The following is a 20,283-nucleotide window of genomic DNA, read 5'->3' as shown; positions in this document are numbered from 1 at the left end:
TTTCATAATACTTAGAATTTATAAAGATTATTTTATATAGCAGGCACCTAAAATTTTGTTAGAAGGAAGGAATAGTGTATGATTAAATTATTAAAAAACTTTTTAAAAAAATTAGAGCAGGAAAATAGCAAATCTTTAGGAAGTGGTAAACTGGACTGTTGTGATCTAAACAAATCAAATAATAATACTAAAAATGTTAATAAGAATAAGTGAATTATATATGTGTATAAAAAGATTGTATATAAACTTAAATAATAAATTATTTTTATGAATAATATATAGTATAAAAATATATAGATAATATGTGATTTATTTATATAAATATAAATAGATAGTAAGAAAGAGGAGATTGATATTAATTTTATCATAAACTCCTCTTTTATAATTTTAACAAAACTATGACATAAGCAGATATATCTGTGCAAAAACAAGTTTGTCTATATTCTCAGAGTATCTTTATTTATTGAATAAATTTTTGACGTATTTTCTTCAAATCAGCAGAATTTAAATTATCAACAACTTCAATACCGCCTAGAATGATATTATCTTTTAATATTTCATAACTACCAAGTTTTTTAGGGTTAAATTCTACTTCATTTATACCTTTTTTCCCAGTAAAAGAATAGACTACATTACGAGTTTCTGAATCTATTATTAAATATTTTCCTTCAGCATTATCAAAATCTTTTAAGTCAAAGGTTAACTTGGTTTTTGAGCTATTTCCTGTAACAACTATTAGAGGTTGTAATTCATAGCCAATACCTTTAAATTTCACACTGTTATATTCACCAGATGGAGTGGCTTTATTAATTATTTTTTGTGTTGGTACTGCATTTAGATTGTTGCCATAAATGCTAGGTTTTTTAGAATCACTAGATTCATCTACTGGGGTAGCACAACAACTAGGGCCTGTACTTGCAGGAGGTAGTGAGGAATCAGCTTTAGATGTATCTACAGTATCAAGTTTATCTACCACCTTAATTACACCTCTTATCATACCCATCCAGCAGCTGAAATTAATATCTTTATCTCCTGGGGTAAACTCTATTACATTCTCCCCTTTTTTTATTTTAAATTCTTTTTCCATTATAGATTGTGCTATAAGAGAATTATTACATGAATTAAGTTCTTCACCATTAATTATCCATTTAACAGGAATTCCTTTTTGTACATAAAAGGAATTAGGGGTATAACCATTATTATTAACAGTCATTTTTATTATTTGCACACCATTCTTTATAGTTGCCTTGGCCACATTGGCATTAGAAGGATTATCTGTATTTTTAGAATCTTTAGCGAAAGCAGTCATAGGGTTAAGGTTTATACCAACAATTGCCAACCCTCTATTTCCCATTATGAGTCCAAGAACTACAATAAGAATACCGCTAAATTTAAGCAATCTTTTAGTATAGCCTTTACTCAAAAGGCCTGACAGAACACCAAAAGTCAGCATAAGTGGTACTGTTCCTAAAGAAAATATAAACATAGATAATGCGCCTTTTACAGCACTTCCTGTACCTAGAGCAAAAAGCTGCATAGTCTGGAGAGGCCCACAGGGCATAAAGCCGTTTAAAAGTCCAATTATAAATGGTGAGCCAGATTTATTTTTTGCTTTGCAGGCAAAGTGAGGCAATTTTAGATTGAATTTTCTAAATATACTAAAGCCAGCCATATTAAGACCCATTATAATCATAAATAATCCAGCAAATATTTGTAATCCTGCTTTAGTAGTAATAGAAAGTGAAAATACTGACCCAAGTGCACCAATTATTCCACCAAGTAGGGTATAAGATACAACTCTACCCATATTGTACAAAATTGCTGGTTTCATTGCTTCAAATTTATTTTTACTTTCTTTAGATAAACTTTGTGAAAGCATAATTCCACCGCACATACCAACACAGTGAATTGATGTTAGTATACCTACTACAAAGAGAACTGCATAGGAAGCATTAGTAAGTTTTTGTTCCATATCAAAACCACTAGTTTTTAAGCCTAAGAATAGAATAGCTATAACAATTATAAGAATACCCATAAATTTATAGTCATTAGAAGGTTCAGTGCTATATCCAGCATTTTTTATTGCAGTTTTAATTTTGCTGTTATGGCACAAGGTATTATCATATGTAACTTTAACTAACTGGTGACTATAATCAGCCTTGACTTCTAATATTCCATCCAATTTTTTTATAGCCTTTTCAACTCGATTTTCACAAGAAGCACAGGTCATCTCATAAACTTTAATTTTTTCTGTTTTAATACTCATAAAATTCCTCCCAATATCTAATTAGATAAAGTTAAACTACACTTTATCTATAATAATTTAGGTGCTTTTAATTTTAAAAATTATCTTAATAAATTTTAATTTCTAACAGTGAAACTTTTATCATGGAAAAGTATATAAAAAAGATGTGTTGATCATATGAAGAAATCGCTAAAAAAAGTAAACAAGTTGTTAATACATAATAAAACTAAAGATTTATTCTTCTACATATGTTCTTCATATAAATCAGATATAATTACACTATGTTATAAATATTTTAAAATATATGGGAGGAAAATGTATGAATTGTCATGGAGATAATAAAGGAAAACAGGGATCTCATAATCATAGTTCATTAAAGCATATGCTTCACATGATTATTTGTTGTGGATTACCCATAGTTATTGTGGCTTTTTTGCCACTTATATCAAGACTTAATCCTAGTGCAGGGATTTGGATTGGCAAAATAGTACCATTTCTATGTCTAATAATGATGATTGGAATGTTACCTATGATGTTTAGGAAAAATGAGAAATCAAGTTGTTGTGATAGTAAGCATAATGAAACTAATGGGAAAGATGTGCCTAAACTAAATAAACCTGTAGAATAATAAAATCAGTTTAATATATTCAATGGATAAAGTAAAATTATATAAAATATTACATCTATAATTATAGGAGGATGATATAAAATGTTTGGATGTGGATTTGGCGGATCAGGAGCCGCATTTACAGGAGGATGGTCAGCTTGGATGATTATACCTATGATATTTAGATTAGCAGTAATTTCAGGTATAATATATGTGGCTTGGAAACTAGTTAGAGGAAATATGTTAAGTAGTAATAATGCTTTTAAAATATTAAATGAAAAGTATGCTATGGGAGAAATTAGTGAAGAAGAGTATTTAAAAAGAAAAAGTACAATGGGTAAATAAAAAGCATATACTTAAATAGCTAGGGAGTAATCTCTAGCTATTTAAGTATAATAAAGTTAGGAGCTAAACAACATTTTTTATATTTTAATACATTTCCATTGTAATCACAAATTATAAATTATAAACGTATTATAGTTTATAGCGGATAATTTTACATGAAATTTACAAGGTGTTAATTACAATAAAGGAGTGTATTTTATGGCATTTCCATTAGAATTAAGAAAAATTCCTCAAGCTGACGTGTATATTTCAAAGCTTTATCCTAATATTAATTTTAACGGTGGATCTTTACTAAGGTGCGGTAGATACTATACACAACAGAATATATTGACATAAGACCAATACTATTAGCCATATAAAATCACTTCCTCTATAAAAAATGAAGCTTTTAACAGCTTCAATACATAATATGCACTTTTTATAGCAAATGCTACAATAAAAAATAGAACTTAAACTATTAAATGAAGATTTAAAGTTTAAGTTCTATTTTTATAACTAAGAAAAATAATATAGTATACTTTCTTTAGGATTTTGTTCAGGTAATTTTAACTTTTTCAAATAGTATTTAAGTTTATAATTAGAAGGGAAATATTTAACAATAGTGTTTTTTTTATCAATTTATATTTGAAATTATATTTAGAATTAATAGTATATAGTAAATCTATTAATTTAATCTTTTTTAAGGATGTTAAATTAATAACTTCTTTTTTAGGAAAGATATGAATATTTTCAGCTGATTTTAACATGACTTTAGATATAAATTCAGCAGATAATAGATTTAAATAATTATTGGATCCATTGACTTTTAGTATATTATTATTTTTAATGCAGTCTTTAATTAAGGACATTAATCTATTATTTCTAATGGGTGGAGTAAAAATTAACACAAATGCTCAAGTAATAAATGAATCTGAAAAAGTAATAGATGGATTATATGCTGCTGGAGAAGTTATAGGGGGAGTTCACGGAGCAAATAGACTTGGTGGAAATGCTGTAGCTGATATTACAACATTTGGTAGAATCGCTGGCGAAAATGCAACAAGAACATTACAAAAATAAATATAAGATATCTATTAATTATATAGTAGAGTACATTTATAGCTAATATATGAGTATACTTTCTATTATAGCTAATATATGAGTATACTTTCTATAAATTAATTTTAAAGTAGTATTAAATATTAAAAAGATGATTTCTATATTAAGTAGAAGTCATCTTTTTCATGTTTAATAGTAAAGTCAATACAATCACTACTACAATTTCTTCATACTTTAAATAACGAAAGTAACTTTTAATAAACAGATTTTCCGGAGTTATATAACAGTTTTATACATGATTATAATGACGATTTATTGGAAATACTGTACTAACTGTTTTTATCTGAATCTATCATTATTGTTCTTTTGTTTTTAAGGAATTTAAAGTAATTTTACTGGGTATAATAAATTTAATAACAGATTTTAAGGAGGTGTTTTTATGAACATAACAAGTACAACCAATAAATTAATAAATGAAAAATCTCCATATCTATTACAGCATGCACATAATCCAGTGGATTGGTACCCTTGGGGAGAAGAAGCATTTAAAAAGGCTAAGAGAGAAGATAAACCTGTATTTTTAAGTATAGGATATTCTACCTGTCATTGGTGCCACGTTATGGAGAGAGAATCTTTTGAGGATAAAGAGGTAGCAGAAATATTAAATGATAATTTTATTTCTATAAAGGTAGATAGAGAAGAAAGACCAGATATAGATAATATATATATGAGTTTTTGTCAGGCATATACAGGTAGTGGTGGATGGCCTTTAACTATAATTATGACTCCAGATAAAAATCCTTTTTTTGCAGGAACATACTTCCCTAAATGGTCAAAATATAATATGCCTGGTATTATAGATGTTTTAAAATCTATAAGTAATCTTTGGAAGAAAGATAAAAATAAGATATTAGAATCTAGCAATATGATCTTAGAACAAATGGAGGGATTTAAAAATAATTATAGAGAAGATGATCTTGAAGAACATGTTATTGACAAGGCCAAAGATAGGCTTTTAGATAATTTTGAATATGAATATGGTGGGTTTGGCAATAGTCCTAAATTCCCAACAGCCCACTACATACTGTTCTTATTAAGATATTATCATATAAAAAAGGATGAAAAGGTACTAGATGTTATAAATAAAACTTTGATAAGTATGTATAAGGGTGGGATTTTTGATCATGTAGGTTTTGGATTTTCAAGGTATTCTACAGATATTAAATGGCTTGTGCCTCATTTTGAAAAGATGCTGTATGATAATGCTATCTTAGCTATGGCTTATACAGAAGCTTATGAACTTACAAAAAATACATTATATAAGAATATTACAGAAAACATATTAACATATATAGAAACAGTTATGACTTCTAAAGAAGGTGGCTTTTATTCTGCAGAGGATGCGGATTCTGAGGGAGTAGAAGGTAAGTTTTATTTGTGGGATAAAAAAGAGATAATAGATATCCTAGGAAAAGAAGATGGAGAAATGTATTGTAGCACATATGGTATAACTTCTAAAGGAAATTTTGAAAATAAAAATATAGCTAATCTTATAGAAACAAATTTAAAATGTGTTCATAGTAACAAAGATATATTAGAAAAAATGAGAGAAAAATTATTTGAATATAGAGAAAAAAGAATACATCCTTATAAAGATGATAAGATACTAACTTCATGGAATGCGTTGATGATAATAGCCTTTGCTAAGGCAGGTAGAAGTTTTAGAAATAACAATTATATTAATATTGCAAAGAAATCAGCAAAATATATAATTGATAATTTAATGGATAGAAATGGTACAATATATGCTAGAATAAGAGAAGGAGAAAGAGGTAATGAGGGTTTCATAGATGATTACGCTTTCTTCTTATGGGCACTTATAGAGTTGTATGAGACAAGTTTTGATGTATATTATTTAGAAAAATCTATAGAAGTTGCTGACAAGATGATAAATCTATTTTGGGATAAAGAAAATGGAGGATTCTATTTATATAGTAAAAATAGTGAGGAACTTATAGTAAGACCAAAGGAAATTTATGATGGAGCTATGCCATCAGGGAATGCTGTTGCCTCATTAGCTTTAAGTTTACTTTATTATATTACAGGAAATTATAAATATAAAGATTTAGTAGATAAGCAATTTAAGGTTTTTGGAGCGAATATAAAAAATGAGCCAATGTATCATTTGTTTTCTGTAATGGCTTATATGTATAACATTATCCCTGTAAAAGAAATAACAATAGCATATAAAGAGAAGGATGAAGAGTTTTATAAATTTGTAGATGAAATAAAGAATAAATATATGCCTTTTTCAACATTAACTTTAAATGGTAAAAGTGATAAAATAGAAAAGATAAATAAAAACATTAAGGAAAAAACTCCTATAGAAGATAAAATAACAGCATATGTATGTGAAAATTATGCATGTATAGAGCCCATAACAGATTTAGAAAAATTTAAATCAATATTATCTGATTAAATATTAAATGATTATTCTAAGCCTTCACTATATTTAAGAGTGAGGGCTTAGAAATTTTTATTGTATAGTATTAAAATTTTTGTTTTTAAATCTATATATTTGTAATATAATAGGATAAATGATATTTGTTATCAAACGAATAATAAGCAATTAAACAAAAGGAGAAAATATGAAATTTATAGGGTATAGAACATTAAAAACAGCAGTTGGTGCTACATTTGCTATGATCATTGCAGACGTTTTGGGACTAAAGTATTCAGTAGCTGCAGGAATAATAACTATTTTAAGTATTCAAAATACCAAAAGGAAATCATTTCAGATAGCTGTTCAAAGAGTTATAGCTTGTTTATTGGCCTTAGTTATATCTTCTATTTTATTTGCTATACTGGGACATAATGCAGTAGTTTTTGGAGTATTTTTACTAATATTTATACCATTAGCAGTTAAATTTAATTTGCAAGAAGGAATTGTGGTAAATTCTGTATTGGTAACACATATATTGGTAGAAAAATATGTAGGTGTAGATTTAATTTTAAATGAGATTTCATTAATAGTTGTAGGAGCAGGAGTGGCATTGTTATTTAATTTATATATGCCAAGCATAGAAAGAGAAATAGGAGAAGATCAAATTTATATAGAAGAAAAAATGAAAGAAATACTTATCCATATGTCAATAGCATTAAGGGAACTGTCTGTTTCACTTAAAGAAGACAAATTATTTAATAGTTTAGGAGATAGGCTTTTAAAGGCAAAAAAGAGAGCATATATTAATTTGAATAACTATTTTCTTTTAGATGTAAGCTATTATGTAGCTTATATGGAAATGAGAATACAACAGTTTGAAACTTTAAAAAGAATGAGGGAACACTTTAATAAATTTTTTATGACTTATGAACAGACAGAAATGATATCTGACTTCACAAGAAAAGTAGGAGAATCATTACATGAAAAAAATACTGGATACGAGTTACTTTTAGATTTAGAGGTTCTAAAAGAAAACTTTAGAAAGATGGATTTACCACGAACAAGAGAAGAGTTTGAAAATAGAGCATTACTCTTTCAATTCCTAAATGATATAGAACAATTTATAACTATTAAAAATGATTTTAAAAGGGAACTAGATAAATAGAACCTTAATAGTGTTTTATCACTATTTTACTTTCTACTCATATAATAGCTATAAAGAGATTAATATATAAGAGGGAGCTATGGATAAACAAGAGTATTATATAGATCTGAGTGATAAAGCAGAGAAATTGATTAGGAAAGGTCAATTTCTAGGACGGGGGCATAATGGCATAGTATATTTATTGCCAGATAAAAAAGCAATAAAAATCTTTAAAGAAAAAAAGGTATGTAAAAAAGAAAGAGAAATATTAGAAAAAACTAATAGTAGCAAGTATTTTCCAAGAATATATGATTACGGGGATTACTTCATATTAAGGGAGTACATAAGGGGAGAAAGATTGGATCACTATATAAAACGTAATGGTCTTAATAAAAAATTAACTCATAATATAGTTAAACTTATAAAAGAATTTGAAAGATTAAAGTTTAAGAAATTGGATATAAGGTGTAAAGATATATATGTGGATAAAAAATGTAAGTTAAGAATAATAGATCCTAAGAATAATTATTCTAAAACCGTTGTATACCCAAGACATCTGATGAAAGGTTTAAATAAGATAAAAGTATTAGATGAGTTTTTACATCAGGTTAAAAAAGAAGATTCTAAATATTATAATTTATGGATTACTAGAATGAGAACATATTTAGAAGAAGGCATAAAATAAGAAAATTGCGACATAAACTAAGATTACAACCATTATATTAAAAAAGGGATATGTGGCTTAAAAGGCAGGTCAATTCACTAAGAAGTTCTAATTTAAATTTTTAAGATATATGCTACAAAATACAAACTCGCTAAGGCTCAAACATATATTTTGGACACATATCCTTTAAAAAAATAAATAAGAAATTCTAAAGCTTTTTCCAATGCCTTTTGCACCACATATCCCAATTTTTTAACCTAAAGGAAGATATTAAACTATTTAAACGTAATTTTCTATGTAAGAGGAAGTACTAAAAGATGATTTTTACGTAAAATCTGTAATCATTTTTTCATTAAAAGAAAGGGCTTTAAAAAAATTTTAGTTAGAAAATTCATGCGTAGCATGGGGAGTAAGTATATCATTCATAAAATTTACATATGTTAATTTCTATACTAAATATTTATGCGTTAGCAATAAAAATTCGTATGATCAATTTCCTGACTACGCCAATTGTTTTATATTTAAATTTAAAATATTTATATAACAGTCTTTAAATGGATTAAAACAAGGAATACTTTTAGGAAAAATAGATATCTAGAAAAATAATTATAATACTTTATTTGTAAACTAAGATTTAAGAGTAAAGTAAACAGGACGTTTACTTAGGACTAGTTGCCACAGGACGTGGCATTAGGCCGTTAGCTTAAATCTTAAGATACAAATATTAGTATTCTTTATTTTTATAGCCATCTATTGACTAAAAGTATTCCCTGTTTTAATTTTTATGCTTTAAAAGGTGTTAAGTCGTAATTTCCTTATAGTTTTTATCAAAATATTTAAAGTAAATTAACTACTTAATAGTTTTAATAAACATACATTACCAATTTAGTTCTAAGCCTACTCCAACTTCCTTTACAGGTAAAGTTTTGTGCATTTCTGCTCTGACGGAGAATGAAGTGCAATGACAAGGATATAGTTCTTTTATGCTATTTTTATTAAAATAATCTATAGTTTTAATAACTTGGTTGTTTACATTAAACAAATGAAATCCTCCTATAACTCCTAATACTCTATTGTCATTGCATACTTTTTTGGAATATTCTATTATATTGCATATTCCTCTATGAGAACATCCAGTAATAACATAAATACCATTATCATTTTTATATGCAAGTGCTGTATCATCTTTTATATGATCATCTACCAGAATTTCATCAATTATCTGCTTTCCCATAGGTTTTATGTCTTCAAAATTATTTGATGTTGGTATTTCTCCTAAAAAAGTTATATTTTCACTAACTTTTATTGGATCTTTAGAAAGAATTAGGTTGCTTTTTTCTTTTAACTCATGTTTTAAAATAGGAGAGCAAATTTTTAAATTTCCGATGATCTTTTCATTAAATGCATCTGGATGAGCAATAATATAAATATCATTTCCCCAATTCTTTTCAAAATAATATTTTAATCCTCTTGTATGATCATCATGTCCGTGAGAAATAACAATGGTACCTATAGTTTCTATATCAATACCCAGTGCAGCAGAATTCTTAATAAATAGATCAGAATATCCTACATCAAATAATAATTTAGTATCACCATCTTCTATATAGTATGAAACAGCTGGTTCGCCTAAGTAGTATTGGTCAATATAAGTATTGTTATCTACTAAAACTTTTAGTTTCATATTCTTTCCCTCTTTTCATAATAAATATATAATTATAGATAATATGACATTAAGGTTCTAGTGTGTACATTATAAATATGAATTTTAATAAAATAGGTGCAATTATTGAAGCAAATGTACTATATTGAAATTCATATTGTAAAGTACGTAATTTTCTTATATTATTTTTTATTTTTCTCTATTTCCTGTGCTAGATTTTCTAGGTATTCTTGTCTTTCCATTTTAAATAATAGGTCTTCCTCAACTTTATCTTTCGCTTTTAATAGATCTTCAAGTTTCATGAAGTCAGAGGCATTTGCTTCCACTTCTTCTTCCAATTTAGATAATTTTTCTTCTAGTTTTCCTATATCTTTGTCTATATTTTCATATTCCAATTTTTCTTTATAAGAGAACTTTAATTTTGGGGATTTTTCCTTTTGGTTGTTATTTTCCTTTGAAATTCTGTTTGATTTTGCTTCTTTTAAACATATATTTTCCATTTCTTTTTTATTATCTATAAAATCAGAGTAGTTTCCAATATATTTAGAAATTTGTCCATTGCCTTGAAAGTGAAATATTTTATTACAAGTTCTATCTAAAAAATATCTATCGTGAGATACTGATATTACAGGACCATTGAATTCATCGATATAGTTTTCTAGAACTTTTAATGTGTCTATATCTAAATCATTAGTTGGTTCATCTAGTATAAGTACATTTGGTGCTGTCATTAAAATCTTTAAAAGGTAAAGTCTTCTTTTCTCACCACCAGATAATTTTGAAATATAGCACCATTGCATATCATCTGTAAAAAGGAATCTTTCCATCATTTGAGAGGCACTTATTTTACTACCATCTGCTGTGGTTATAAACTCTGCTGTTTCTCTTATATATTCTATAGCTCTTAAATTTGGGTTCATATCTTCTGAATGTTGTGAGAAATATGCAATATTTACTGTAGATCCTATATCAATGGAGCCCACATCTTGGTTTATCTTATTTGTGATAATATTCAAAAGGGTGGATTTGCCAATACCATTATCACCTACTATACCAATACGATCATTTCTAAGTAGAATATAACTAAAATCTTTTATTAAAACTTTATTTTCAAATTTCTTACTTAGATTTTCTATATTAATTATTTTTTTCCCTAATCTTGAATGAGCTACAGATATATCTATATCATCACTATTATGGTTATAGCTAGTTTCACTAAGTTCCTCAAATCTTTTTATTCTTGCTTTTTGTTTTGTACTTCTTGCTTGGACTCCAGCTCTAATCCATTCCAATTCTTTTTTATAAAGGCTTTGTCTTTTTTCCTCTAAAGAATTTTCTAATGCTATTCTTTCAGTTTTTTTCTCCACAAATTCTGAATAATTACAATTGTAAGTATACATAGTTCCGTAATCAAGTTCTAAAGTTTTATTTACAACTCTATCTAGAAAATATCTATCATGAGTTACCATTAAAAGAGCACCTTTTCTAGTTTGCAGATAATTTTCCAGCCAATCTATGGTTTCATTATCCATATGGTTTGTTGGTTCGTCTAATACAAGTAGATCGCAAGGAGATATTAACGCAGTGCATAAAGCAACTCGTTTTTTTTGGCCACCAGAAAGTTCGTTTATTTTTTTATCAAAGTCTTTTATGTGAAGTTTAGTAAGAACGGTTTTAATTTTGCTTTCAAGATCCCAAGCATCTAAAGAATCCATTTCACTAGTTAATGTTAATAAGTGATTTTGGAGAATTTTATCATCTGGATCCTTAGAAATTAAATCTAAAGTTTTTTCATATTCACCTATTACAGTCATTATATTAGAGTTACCTTTAAATACTTGTTCCATTATGGTAGCGTTATTATCTAAATCAGGATTTTGATCTAGATATTCAATAGTAGCTCCCTTTGGAATAGTAATATTTCCATTATCAGGGCTATCTTCACCTACCACAATTTTTAAAAGTGAAGATTTACCTGTACCATTAACTCCTATTAATCCTATTTTATCTTCATGGCTTATGGTAAAAGAAACATCTTTAAATAAAATTTTTTCACCATAGCCTTTACATATATTTTCAATAGTTACTATAATCATTAAAATCATCCTTTTGCTAATTTAATTTAATACTCCATGATGTATATTTTATTATAAAAAGTGTATATAGTAAAATATAAGTATTAAAAATAAAATGTGAATAATTATAAAGTTAGATTAGTTTAAGAATTTTAACTTGCAAAATTATTTAAGCTTAATTCATTTTTTATTTAAGTAATTTAATAAACTATGTTAAGGTGTAAATGTAATTGTATAACAAATAACAATATAATAATAACATAGATACATAAATATATATTTTTAAATGTAAAAATCAGATTGAAAAATGTATAAATCAAGAGTAAAAGGGCTATTTTTCAACAAAAGTAAAAATAATTATTTATACAAACAATTTGTAAAATTATGAATTCTATGCTAGAATATAAATGTAAAAAATACATAATAGGTTAAATTTTTGACGTTTACCTTACTAATTAATACATAATTAGTAAGGTATGTATGTTCTAAATTTTCTGAAAAATGCAATTGTTCTAACAAACATAAGATTAACTAGAAATTATGTTAAACTATTTTATCTAAAAAATAAATAAGGTAGTAAAAATTTAGACTTTGTATAAAATCTAGGAGGGACGATTTTATGTCAGATTTAAACACGATAACAGAACAACAAGTTCAAGTGAAGGAGGTAGAAAGAAAAAATCTTAGACCCGTAATAGGAAAAGAAGGAATTATATGTTTAGTTTTGTTTTTAGGATTCTTCATTATACTAGGTACCAAAATGGGAACAGCTAATATGTTTAAGACTTTAATGGAGACAGGATATGATCTTCTTATAAAAACAGTTTTCTATATTATGGCCATCGCTGTTATAGCAGGGGCAATATCAGGATTATTATCTGAATTTGGAGTTATTTCATTAATAAACAAGGCTTTATCTCCATTAATGAAACCTTTATATAATTTACCAGGAGCTGCTGCCTTAGGTGTTGTTACAACTTATTTATCAGACAACCCTGCAATAATAAGCTTGGCTAAGGATAAAGGATTTTTAAAATATTTTAAAAAGTTTCAAGTACCAGCATTAACTAATTTAGGAACTTCATTTGGAATGGGATTAATTTTAACTACATTTATGATTGGACAAAAATCTCCTGTAGGGGAAAATTTTATGACAGCCGCTATAATAGGAGATATAGGAGCTGTTATTGGTAGTATTGTAAGTGTTAGATTAATGATTAGACATACTAAAAAAGAGTATGGAGAACATGCAAATGATATGGTATATCAAAGTGAAAATGAAGATTATGATTCCTTAAAATATAGACAAGTTAGAGAAGGAAGTATAGGTGGAAGATTACTTGAATCTTTATTAGAAGGTGGTAAATCAGGTGTAGAACTTGGATTAGCTATAATTCCAGGTGTAATTATAATTTGTACTTTAGTATTAATGTTAACTAATGGACCATCACCAAAGGGATATACAGGTGCTGCAGGTGAAGGAATAGCATTTTTCCCTTGGGTAGGAGAAAAATTAAGCTTTATTTTAAATCCGTTATTTGGATTTAAGCATCCAGAAGCTATAGCGTTCCCAATAACTTCTTTAGGAGCTGTTGGTGCAGCAATGAGTTTGGTACCTGGATTCTTATCAAAAAATTTAATTGGTGGCAACGAAATAGCTGTATTTACTGCTATGGGTATGTGTTGGAGTGGATACTTAAGCACTCATATAGCTATGATGGACAGTTTGAACTGCAGAAAATTAACAGGCAAAGCTATAATAAGTCATACTTTTGGAGGGTTGGTAGCAGGTATATCGGCTCATCTGATTTATACATTAGTAAATCTGTTTTAACAATATACTGTAAATGTAGGATGTTTCAAAATATAGATGTTTTGAAACATCCTATTTTCATATGCTACTTATAGTACTATAAGGGTAGAATTTATACTAGTTTTTCTTTTTACAGATTTGAAAAATAAAGCTTTTACGGTTAAAATAGTATTTGATAATTTTAATAGGGTTTATTAATACATAAGAATAAAAAAGATTTTATATTAGAACAACGTATTTAATTAATGTGAAAGATTTATATATATAAAAATAAAAAATTTATATTTATGCCTGGGAAATATTTTAAGGAGAGAATTTTAAAATGAATATTCAGATATTTGGAACAAAAAAGTGTTTTGATACAAAGAAAGCGGAAAGATATTTTAAGGAAAGAAAAATAAAATATCAGCTTATAGATATAAATATAAAGGGATTGAGTAAGGGAGAACTGGAAAGTGTTAAGTATTCTGTAGGGCTTAATAATCTAATAAATAAAGATAGTAAGGAATATAAGAAAAGTAATATAGGTAATATTAGAACTGATAGCGTAAAAGAAGATTTACTTTTAAATAATCCTAAGTTATATAATACACCTATTGTACGTAATGGGAAAAAAGCAACTGTAGGATACCAACCGGAAATATGGAAACAGTGGGAATAGTTTTTAATATTTTATAACATCAATTATAAGTGGCTATGGAAAATTGAAACCTATGACTAAGTTTTTATAATAAATATTTTTATAAAGTATAAATGGTATTAAAATATTTAATTTATAAGTACAATAAATTAGTCTTAGTTTTTATAGAAAATAGAAATGGTACAAATTATAGTAACATGATAAAGTACATAGGATTGGAGCATGAGTTAGTGAAAAGATTTAAAAAATTTTATATTGAGATTACAAATGTATGTAATCTTGCTTGTGAGTTTTGTCCTCAAACAAATAGAAAACCACAATTTATGGACATAGAGACCTTTACTAAAATATTAGATCAAATAAAGCCTTATACAGATTATATATATTTTCATGTGAAGGGAGAACCTTTGCTTCACCCTAAAATAGATAAATTTTTGGATATAAGTTATAAAAAGGGTTTTAATGTTAATATAACTACAAATGGAACTTTAATAAATGAAGTTAAAGATAAAATTATTAAAAAGCCAGCTTTAAGACAGGTTAATTTCTCTTTGCATAGTTTCGATGGCAATGAGGATTCTAAAAATAAGGATGGATATATAAATAATATTATTTCATTTGTAAAAGATACACTTGAAAATAATGATATTTTTATATCTTTGAGATTATGGAATTTAGATGAAGATAATGCAACTAATCTTAAAAAGAAAAGAAATGCTGAATTATTACAAATAATTGAAAAGGAATTTCAATTACCTTATAAAATTCAAGAGAAATTTACTCCAGGTAGGGGAATTAAAGTTTGTAACAAAATATATCTAAATCAAGATTGTGAATTCCAATGGCCAGATCTAAAAGCAAACGAAGATGATGGAAAAGGTTTTTGTTACGGTCTTAGAAATCAGATAGCAATATTGGTAGATGGAACAGTAGTACCTTGCTGTTTAGACGGGGAGGGTGTAATAAATCTTGGAAATATAAATGAAACTGATTTTTCTAAAATAATAGATAGTAAAAGAGCAAATAATATTTTGGATGGATTTTCCAGAAGAGAAGCTGTGGAAGAGTTATGTAGAAAATGTGGATATAGAAAAAAATTTAGCATTTAAATATTGTAAATATTATAAATATTAAAAGTAAAAATAAGTGTATTTATATATTTTCTTACTTCCAATATATTTAATTTTAAAATAAAAAGGTTTATGAATAAGTAGTAAGTTTTTACATATATATTTAGTAACATAAGGATAAAATTTTGAATACAATATATTACATTAATAAGTCTTCATGGTGGATTAAAATTAATTTAATTAATAACTTGAAAAATTTTTAATAATATGGTATTATGTAATCGTAATTTAATTATAAAATTTAATTATTTGAGGCAGAGATGTTGAGAGCCTTAATTTAAAGTGAGTTATTGTACCCACTTTAAATTAAGGCTCTTTTTATTTATAAGGAGGAGTAATTAATATGTTTGATGTTACCATTATAGGTTCAGGGGTTACAGGAGCAGCTGTGGCTAGAGAATTATCTAAATATAATTTAAAAACTTGTGTAGTAGAAAAAGAAGTAGATGTAGCTAGTGGGACAAGTAAGGCTAATAGTGGTATTGTCCATGCAGGAGAAGATCCAATTCCAGGAACTTTTAAGGCTAGGATGAATGTTAGAGGAAATGAAATGTTTGATAAATTACAAGAAGAAATAGATTTTCCATTTAAAAGAAATGAGTCTTTAGTTTTATGTTTTGACCAAAAGGATATACCTCAGTTAGAACAGTTAAGACAAAGAGGATTAAAAAATGGATTGCCAGATACAATGGAAATACTAAACAGAGAAGAAGCCTTAAAGTTAGAGCCTAATTTGTCAGAATATGTGGCGGCTGCACTTAGACTTCCAACTGGAGGAATAGTATCTCCTTACGAATTTAACATAGCTCTTGCAGAGTCAGCAGCTATGAATGGTGTAGAATTTAAATTTGAAACACAAATAATTGATATAGAGAAAACAGAAGGAAAATATATATTAAAAACAAGTAAAGGTAATATAGAAACTAAAGTTGTAGTAAATGCAGCTGGAGTTTTTGGAGATAAAATAAACAATATGGTAAGTGATAACAAATATCATATAACTGCAAGAAAAGGTGAATATTTATTATTTGATAAGGTTGTAGGAGATATGGTTAAAAGAACAATATTTCAACTACCAACCAAAATGGGAAAAGGAGTGTTGGTTACTCCAACAGCAGATGGGAATCTACTTTTAGGACCAACTTCTGTAGATGTAGAAGAAAAAGATAATTTTGAAACTACAAGAGAAGGATTGGATACTGTAGTAGAAAAAGCTAAATTTAGTATAAAAGAGATACCAATGAGACAAGTTATAACATCATTTGCAGGACTTAGAGCCCATGAAGAAAATAGTGATTTTATAATAGGAGAACCAAAAGATGCTAAAAACTTTATAAATGCTATAGGAATAGAATCACCTGGATTAACTAGTGCACCAGCTATAGGAGAATATATAAGAGAAATAATAGTAGAAAAATTCAATCCAGAAGAAAATAAAGATTTTGATCCAATTAGAAAGGACATACCTAAATTCAGAGAAATGACAAATGAGGAAAGAAGAGAAATAATAAAGAAAAATCCTCATTATGGAAAAATAGTTTGTAGATGTGAAGTAGTAACTGAAGGTGAGATAAGAGATGCCATAAGAAGACCTTTAGGAGCTAGAACTTTGGATGGAATAAAGAGAAGAACAAGAGCGGGAATGGGAAGATGTCAATCAGGTTTTTGTTCAAATAAAATAGTTGAAATATTAGCAGAAGAGTTAAATATAAAGAGAAATGAAGTTACCAAATTTGGTGGTAATTCAAAAATATTATACTAAAAAGTTAACTGAAATTAATGAAGTAATCTTAAGTAAATGCATTGGAGGGCGTAGTATGCAACAATATGATGTAGTTATAATTGGTGGAGGGCCAGCAGGCCTTGCCGCTGCTATAAAAGCTAAAGAAGAAGGAATAAAAAGTGAAAATATATTGATATTAGAAAGAGACAAAAGATTAGGTGGAATATTAAATCAATGTATTCATAATGGATTTGGACTTCATACTTTTAAGGAAGAGCTTACAGGACCGGAATATGCACAAAGGTTTGTAGATAAAGTAGAGGATATGAAAATACCATATAAATTAGATACTATGGTAATTGATATGAATAAAGATAAGATAATAACAGCTGTTAATGAAATAGACGGATTAATAGAAATAAAAGCAAAATCTATAGTATTATCTATGGGATGTAGAGAAAGATCAAGAGGTGCTATAAATATTCCAGGAACAAGATGTTCTGGTATATATTCAGCAGGAACAGCACAAAAATTTGTAAATATAGAAGGAGAAATGCCAGGCAGGGAAGTAGTTATTTTAGGATCAGGGGATATAGGACTTATAATGGCTAGAAGAATGACTTTGGAAGGAGCTAAAGTAAAGGCTGTAGTGGAACTTATGCCTTATTCAGGAGGATTAAAAAGAAATATAGTACAATGTTTAGATGATTATGGTATTCCTTTAAAATTAGCTCATACTATAACTAAAATTGAAGGAAAAGAAAGATTGGAAGCTGTTGCTATAGCAAAGGTAGATGAAAAATTAAAACCTATAAAAGGAACAGAAGAATATATAAAATGTGATACATTACTTTTATCTGTAGGATTACTGCCAGAAAATGACCTATCAAGGAAAGCGGATGTTAAGTTAGGTGTAACTGGTGGTCCAGAGGTAGATGAGACAATGCAAACTAATATAGAGGGTGTATTTGCTTGTGGAAATGTGCTTCATGTACATGATTTAGTGGATTTTGTTACAGAAGAAAGTTATAATGCAGGTAAAAATGCTGCAGATTATGTAAAAGGGAAAAAAGTACAAGGTGAAAAGATAGAATTAGTAGCAGAAAATGGTGTTGGATATACTGTGCCAAAATCAATACACAAAGATAATGTGGGAAATACTGTAGATGTTAGATTTAGAGTAAGAAATGTATTTAAAAATAGTTTTATATCTGTATATTTTGATAATGAAAGAGTGTTACACAGAAAGAAAAAAGTTATAGCTCCAGGGGAGATGGAAACAGTAAAATTAACTAAAGATATATTTGAAAATCACTTAGATTGCAAAAAAATTACTGTTAAAGTGGAAGGTGAGTAATTATGGCTATAAGAGAATTAATATGCATAGGATGTCCATTAGGATGTAATTTAGAAGTAGAACTTGAAGATAAAGAAGTAAAATCAGTTAAAGGAAATACCTGTCCTAGAGGTAAAATATATGCAGAAAAAGAATGTACAAACCCTACAAGAATATTAACTATATCTGTTCATGTAGAAAATGGAGAAGAAGATGTGGTTTGTGTTAAAACAGAAAAGGATATACCTAAAGGAAAGATAATGGAGTGTGTAAAAATATTAAAAGGTATAACCGTACAAGCACCTGTAAAAATAGGTGATATAATAGTAAAAAACATAGCAGATACAGGGGTAGATGTAATAGCTACAAAATGCTTAAGTGCTAAATAATCTTTGAAATGAAACAAAATGGTAGTTATGATCAGTAACTACCATTTTTAAATATATATATATATTTATTTATTTAAAATGCTAAATTTTAGCATGTATTTTTATGTTGATTAAAATATTTTAATAGTATACGGAGTTTTGAATTTATATCTAAAAGTGTTTTTTTAGATAAGCATATAGTAATAAAAATAGCATAAGGTTATTATTTTTCTAAAAAGAAGAATTCCCTAACCTGAAATAAAGCACTCCGTTCCTTATTTAACTGGGTTCTGTTTTTAGAAACATTCACTTTCAATTTTGTATTATCTACTCCACTATGTAGTATATTATAAATTCTCATGTTTATTTTAGTGATAAATGATAAAATATCATGGCTACATTTACTTTTGGGTTGAAAGGAAGTATTAGTTGGAATACTATAAAAATTGTTATTAGCAGCAGAAACAGTACTTGAACTGGAATACTTAGAAGTATTGCTGTAACTTGTAAGTGGGTAAGCTAGACAAATTAACATAATTAATAATATAATTAAACTTTTTTTCATAATAAAAACTCCTTAATAATGTATCAGGTTTGGTAACCTTATATACTTATTATTGCATAGCTATATTTCAAAGTTAATTAAAAGTTGTAAAAAAGTTGTTTCAAAATTAAAAAATAATACATAAAATTTTTATCTTGTATCAAAAACACCATTTTATTTAATAAAATAATCATTAAAGTGGTGAAATATAATGTAAATATAGTTTTATATATAGAATATATTTTTAAAACTTGACAAAAATAATAAATAATGCATATAATAGATTATAATTTTGAAAGTAGAATATTTATATTCAGTGAAGAGAAGAGTACTTTTTATGAGGTTTAAAGCGAGCAGGGTAGTTGTAAGCCTGTAACTTAATTAAAGAGGAAGAGAGTCTCAGAGAAGCTTACCAAGAAAGGAATATACACATATAATAGATACTATATTCCAAAAGTAAGTCGTTAACTGCGTTAAAGTTTTAAGAGGACTTAATGGTGTTAAT

17 protein-coding genes and 1 pseudogene are annotated in these 20,283 nt (G+C 27.2%); 14 read left to right on the top strand and 4 right to left on the bottom strand.

The features are described from left to right. The first annotated feature begins 78 nt into the window (after nt 1-78). Complete coding sequence (locus tag NGI68_RS02980; RefSeq protein ID WP_251859996.1) at nt 79-213, top strand: LDCC motif putative metal-binding protein; 135 nt, start codon at nt 79-81, stop codon at nt 211-213. Between the two features lie 247 nt (nt 214-460). Here NGI68_RS02980 and NGI68_RS02975 read toward each other — a convergent pair whose 3' ends face one another. Continuing rightward, nucleotides 461-2,266, bottom strand: coding sequence for an urease accessory protein UreH domain-containing protein (locus tag NGI68_RS02975; protein WP_251859995.1), 1,806 nt, complete (start codon nt 2,264-2,266; stop codon nt 461-463). A gap of 298 nt (nt 2,267-2,564) precedes the next feature. On the opposite strand from NGI68_RS02975, the gene NGI68_RS02970 reads away from it, so the two are divergent. From NGI68_RS02970 to NGI68_RS02940, 7 genes and pseudogenes are all read left to right on the top strand, one after another. Further along, nucleotides 2,565-2,873 (top strand): hypothetical protein, encoded by a 309-nt coding sequence (locus tag NGI68_RS02970; RefSeq protein WP_251859994.1) that lies wholly within the window; start codon nt 2,565-2,567, stop codon nt 2,871-2,873. 81 nt (nt 2,874-2,954) lie between these two features. Next, nucleotides 2,955-3,197, top strand: a complete 243-nt coding sequence (locus tag NGI68_RS02965; RefSeq protein WP_251859993.1) for an SHOCT domain-containing protein — start codon at nt 2,955-2,957, stop codon at nt 3,195-3,197. Between the two features lie 198 nt (nt 3,198-3,395). Then, nucleotides 3,396-3,533 carry a hypothetical protein gene (locus tag NGI68_RS02960; RefSeq protein ID WP_251859992.1) on the top strand — a complete coding sequence of 46 codons (138 nt, stop codon included), beginning with the start codon at nt 3,396-3,398 and terminating at the stop codon, nt 3,531-3,533. Between the two features lie 528 nt (nt 3,534-4,061). After that, nucleotides 4,062-4,256, top strand: a pseudogene (locus tag NGI68_RS02955) (FAD-binding protein); the annotation flags it as partial. Nucleotides 4,257-4,674: 418 nt separating this feature from the next. Further along, nucleotides 4,675-6,714: a thioredoxin domain-containing protein gene (locus tag NGI68_RS02950; protein WP_251859991.1), complete on the top strand. Its 2,040-nt coding sequence runs from the start codon at nt 4,675-4,677 to the stop codon at nt 6,712-6,714. Between the two features lie 169 nt (nt 6,715-6,883). Further along, on the top strand, nt 6,884-7,843 hold the full coding sequence (locus NGI68_RS02945) for an aromatic acid exporter family protein (protein WP_251859990.1): 960 nt from the start codon (nt 6,884-6,886) through the stop codon (nt 7,841-7,843). A gap of 79 nt (nt 7,844-7,922) precedes the next feature. Next, complete coding sequence (locus NGI68_RS02940; protein WP_251859989.1) at nt 7,923-8,507, top strand: protein kinase; 585 nt, start codon at nt 7,923-7,925, stop codon at nt 8,505-8,507. A gap of 856 nt (nt 8,508-9,363) precedes the next feature. Here the strand turns inward: NGI68_RS02940 and NGI68_RS02935 are convergent. Both NGI68_RS02935 and NGI68_RS02930 read right to left on the bottom strand, forming a co-directional pair. Beyond that, on the bottom strand, nt 9,364-10,170 hold the full coding sequence (locus tag NGI68_RS02935) for an MBL fold metallo-hydrolase (RefSeq protein WP_251859988.1): 807 nt from the start codon (nt 10,168-10,170) through the stop codon (nt 9,364-9,366). Nucleotides 10,171-10,331: 161 nt separating this feature from the next. Further along, nucleotides 10,332-12,245 (bottom strand): ABC-F family ATP-binding cassette domain-containing protein, encoded by a 1,914-nt coding sequence (locus NGI68_RS02930; protein ID WP_251859987.1) that lies wholly within the window; start codon nt 12,243-12,245, stop codon nt 10,332-10,334. A gap of 598 nt (nt 12,246-12,843) precedes the next feature. On the opposite strand from NGI68_RS02930, the gene NGI68_RS02925 reads away from it, so the two are divergent. The 6 genes from NGI68_RS02925 to NGI68_RS02900 all read left to right on the top strand — a co-directional run bounded on the left by NGI68_RS02925 (nt 12,844) and on the right by NGI68_RS02900 (nt 19,255). Beyond that, entirely contained in the window at nt 12,844-14,058 is a 1,215-nt protein-coding gene (locus NGI68_RS02925; protein ID WP_251859986.1) for a CD0519/CD1768 family membrane protein, read from the top strand. 301 nt (nt 14,059-14,359) lie between these two features. After that, a complete protein-coding gene (locus NGI68_RS02920) occupies nt 14,360-14,698 on the top strand; it encodes an arsenate reductase family protein (protein ID WP_251859985.1) in 339 nt (112 codons plus the stop codon). Nucleotides 14,699-14,892: 194 nt separating this feature from the next. Beyond that, nucleotides 14,893-15,786 carry a radical SAM/SPASM domain-containing protein gene (locus NGI68_RS02915; protein ID WP_251860189.1) on the top strand — a complete coding sequence of 298 codons (894 nt, stop codon included), beginning with the start codon at nt 14,893-14,895 and terminating at the stop codon, nt 15,784-15,786. Nucleotides 15,787-16,150: 364 nt separating this feature from the next. Continuing rightward, nucleotides 16,151-17,569: an NAD(P)/FAD-dependent oxidoreductase gene (locus NGI68_RS02910; protein ID WP_251859984.1), complete on the top strand. Its 1,419-nt coding sequence runs from the start codon at nt 16,151-16,153 to the stop codon at nt 17,567-17,569. 55 nt (nt 17,570-17,624) lie between these two features. Next, nucleotides 17,625-18,887 carry an NAD(P)/FAD-dependent oxidoreductase gene (locus NGI68_RS02905; protein ID WP_251859983.1) on the top strand — a complete coding sequence of 421 codons (1,263 nt, stop codon included), beginning with the start codon at nt 17,625-17,627 and terminating at the stop codon, nt 18,885-18,887. A 2-nt stretch (nt 18,888-18,889) separates the two neighbouring features. After that, the gene (locus NGI68_RS02900) at nt 18,890-19,255 is read left to right on the top strand and encodes a DUF1667 domain-containing protein (RefSeq protein ID WP_251859982.1); all 366 of its coding nucleotides are present in this window, start codon (nt 18,890-18,892) and stop codon (nt 19,253-19,255) included. A gap of 202 nt (nt 19,256-19,457) precedes the next feature. Here NGI68_RS02900 and NGI68_RS02895 read toward each other — a convergent pair whose 3' ends face one another. Next, nucleotides 19,458-19,799 carry a hypothetical protein gene (locus NGI68_RS02895; RefSeq protein WP_251859981.1) on the bottom strand — a complete coding sequence of 114 codons (342 nt, stop codon included), beginning with the start codon at nt 19,797-19,799 and terminating at the stop codon, nt 19,458-19,460. Nucleotides 19,800-20,283: the final 484 nt, after the last annotated feature.

The organism is Clostridium sp. Marseille-Q2269 (assembly GCF_943736985.1).
Taxonomy (GTDB): Bacteria; Bacillota; Clostridia; order Clostridiales; family Clostridiaceae; genus Clostridium_F.
Note: the sequence above shows the minus strand (reverse complement) of the source record. Positions and strands in the feature narration are given on the sequence as shown.

Bases quoted from the DNA above. Each gene is read 5' to 3' on its own strand.
- NGI68_RS02980 (WP_251859996.1), top strand. From the start codon at position 79: ATGATTAAATTATTAAAAAACTTTTTAAAAAAATTAGAGCAGGAAAAT.
- NGI68_RS02975 (WP_251859995.1), bottom strand. From the start codon at position 2,266: ATGAGTATTAAAACAGAAAAAATTAAAGTTTATGAGATGACCTGTGCT.
- NGI68_RS02970 (WP_251859994.1), top strand. From the start codon at position 2,565: ATGAATTGTCATGGAGATAATAAAGGAAAACAGGGATCTCATAATCAT.
- NGI68_RS02965 (WP_251859993.1), top strand. From the start codon at position 2,955: ATGTTTGGATGTGGATTTGGCGGATCAGGAGCCGCATTTACAGGAGGA.
- NGI68_RS02960 (WP_251859992.1), top strand. From the start codon at position 3,396: ATGGCATTTCCATTAGAATTAAGAAAAATTCCTCAAGCTGACGTGTAT.
- NGI68_RS02950 (WP_251859991.1), top strand. From the start codon at position 4,675: ATGAACATAACAAGTACAACCAATAAATTAATAAATGAAAAATCTCCA.
- NGI68_RS02945 (WP_251859990.1), top strand. From the start codon at position 6,884: ATGAAATTTATAGGGTATAGAACATTAAAAACAGCAGTTGGTGCTACA.
- NGI68_RS02940 (WP_251859989.1), top strand. From the start codon at position 7,923: ATGGATAAACAAGAGTATTATATAGATCTGAGTGATAAAGCAGAGAAA.
- NGI68_RS02935 (WP_251859988.1), bottom strand. From the start codon at position 10,170: ATGAAACTAAAAGTTTTAGTAGATAACAATACTTATATTGACCAATAC.
- NGI68_RS02930 (WP_251859987.1), bottom strand. From the start codon at position 12,245: ATGATTATAGTAACTATTGAAAATATATGTAAAGGCTATGGTGAAAAA.
- NGI68_RS02925 (WP_251859986.1), top strand. From the start codon at position 12,844: ATGTCAGATTTAAACACGATAACAGAACAACAAGTTCAAGTGAAGGAG.
- NGI68_RS02920 (WP_251859985.1), top strand. From the start codon at position 14,360: ATGAATATTCAGATATTTGGAACAAAAAAGTGTTTTGATACAAAGAAA.
- NGI68_RS02910 (WP_251859984.1), top strand. From the start codon at position 16,151: ATGTTTGATGTTACCATTATAGGTTCAGGGGTTACAGGAGCAGCTGTG.
- NGI68_RS02905 (WP_251859983.1), top strand. From the start codon at position 17,625: ATGCAACAATATGATGTAGTTATAATTGGTGGAGGGCCAGCAGGCCTT.
- NGI68_RS02900 (WP_251859982.1), top strand. From the start codon at position 18,890: ATGGCTATAAGAGAATTAATATGCATAGGATGTCCATTAGGATGTAAT.
- NGI68_RS02895 (WP_251859981.1), bottom strand. From the start codon at position 19,799: ATGAAAAAAAGTTTAATTATATTATTAATTATGTTAATTTGTCTAGCT.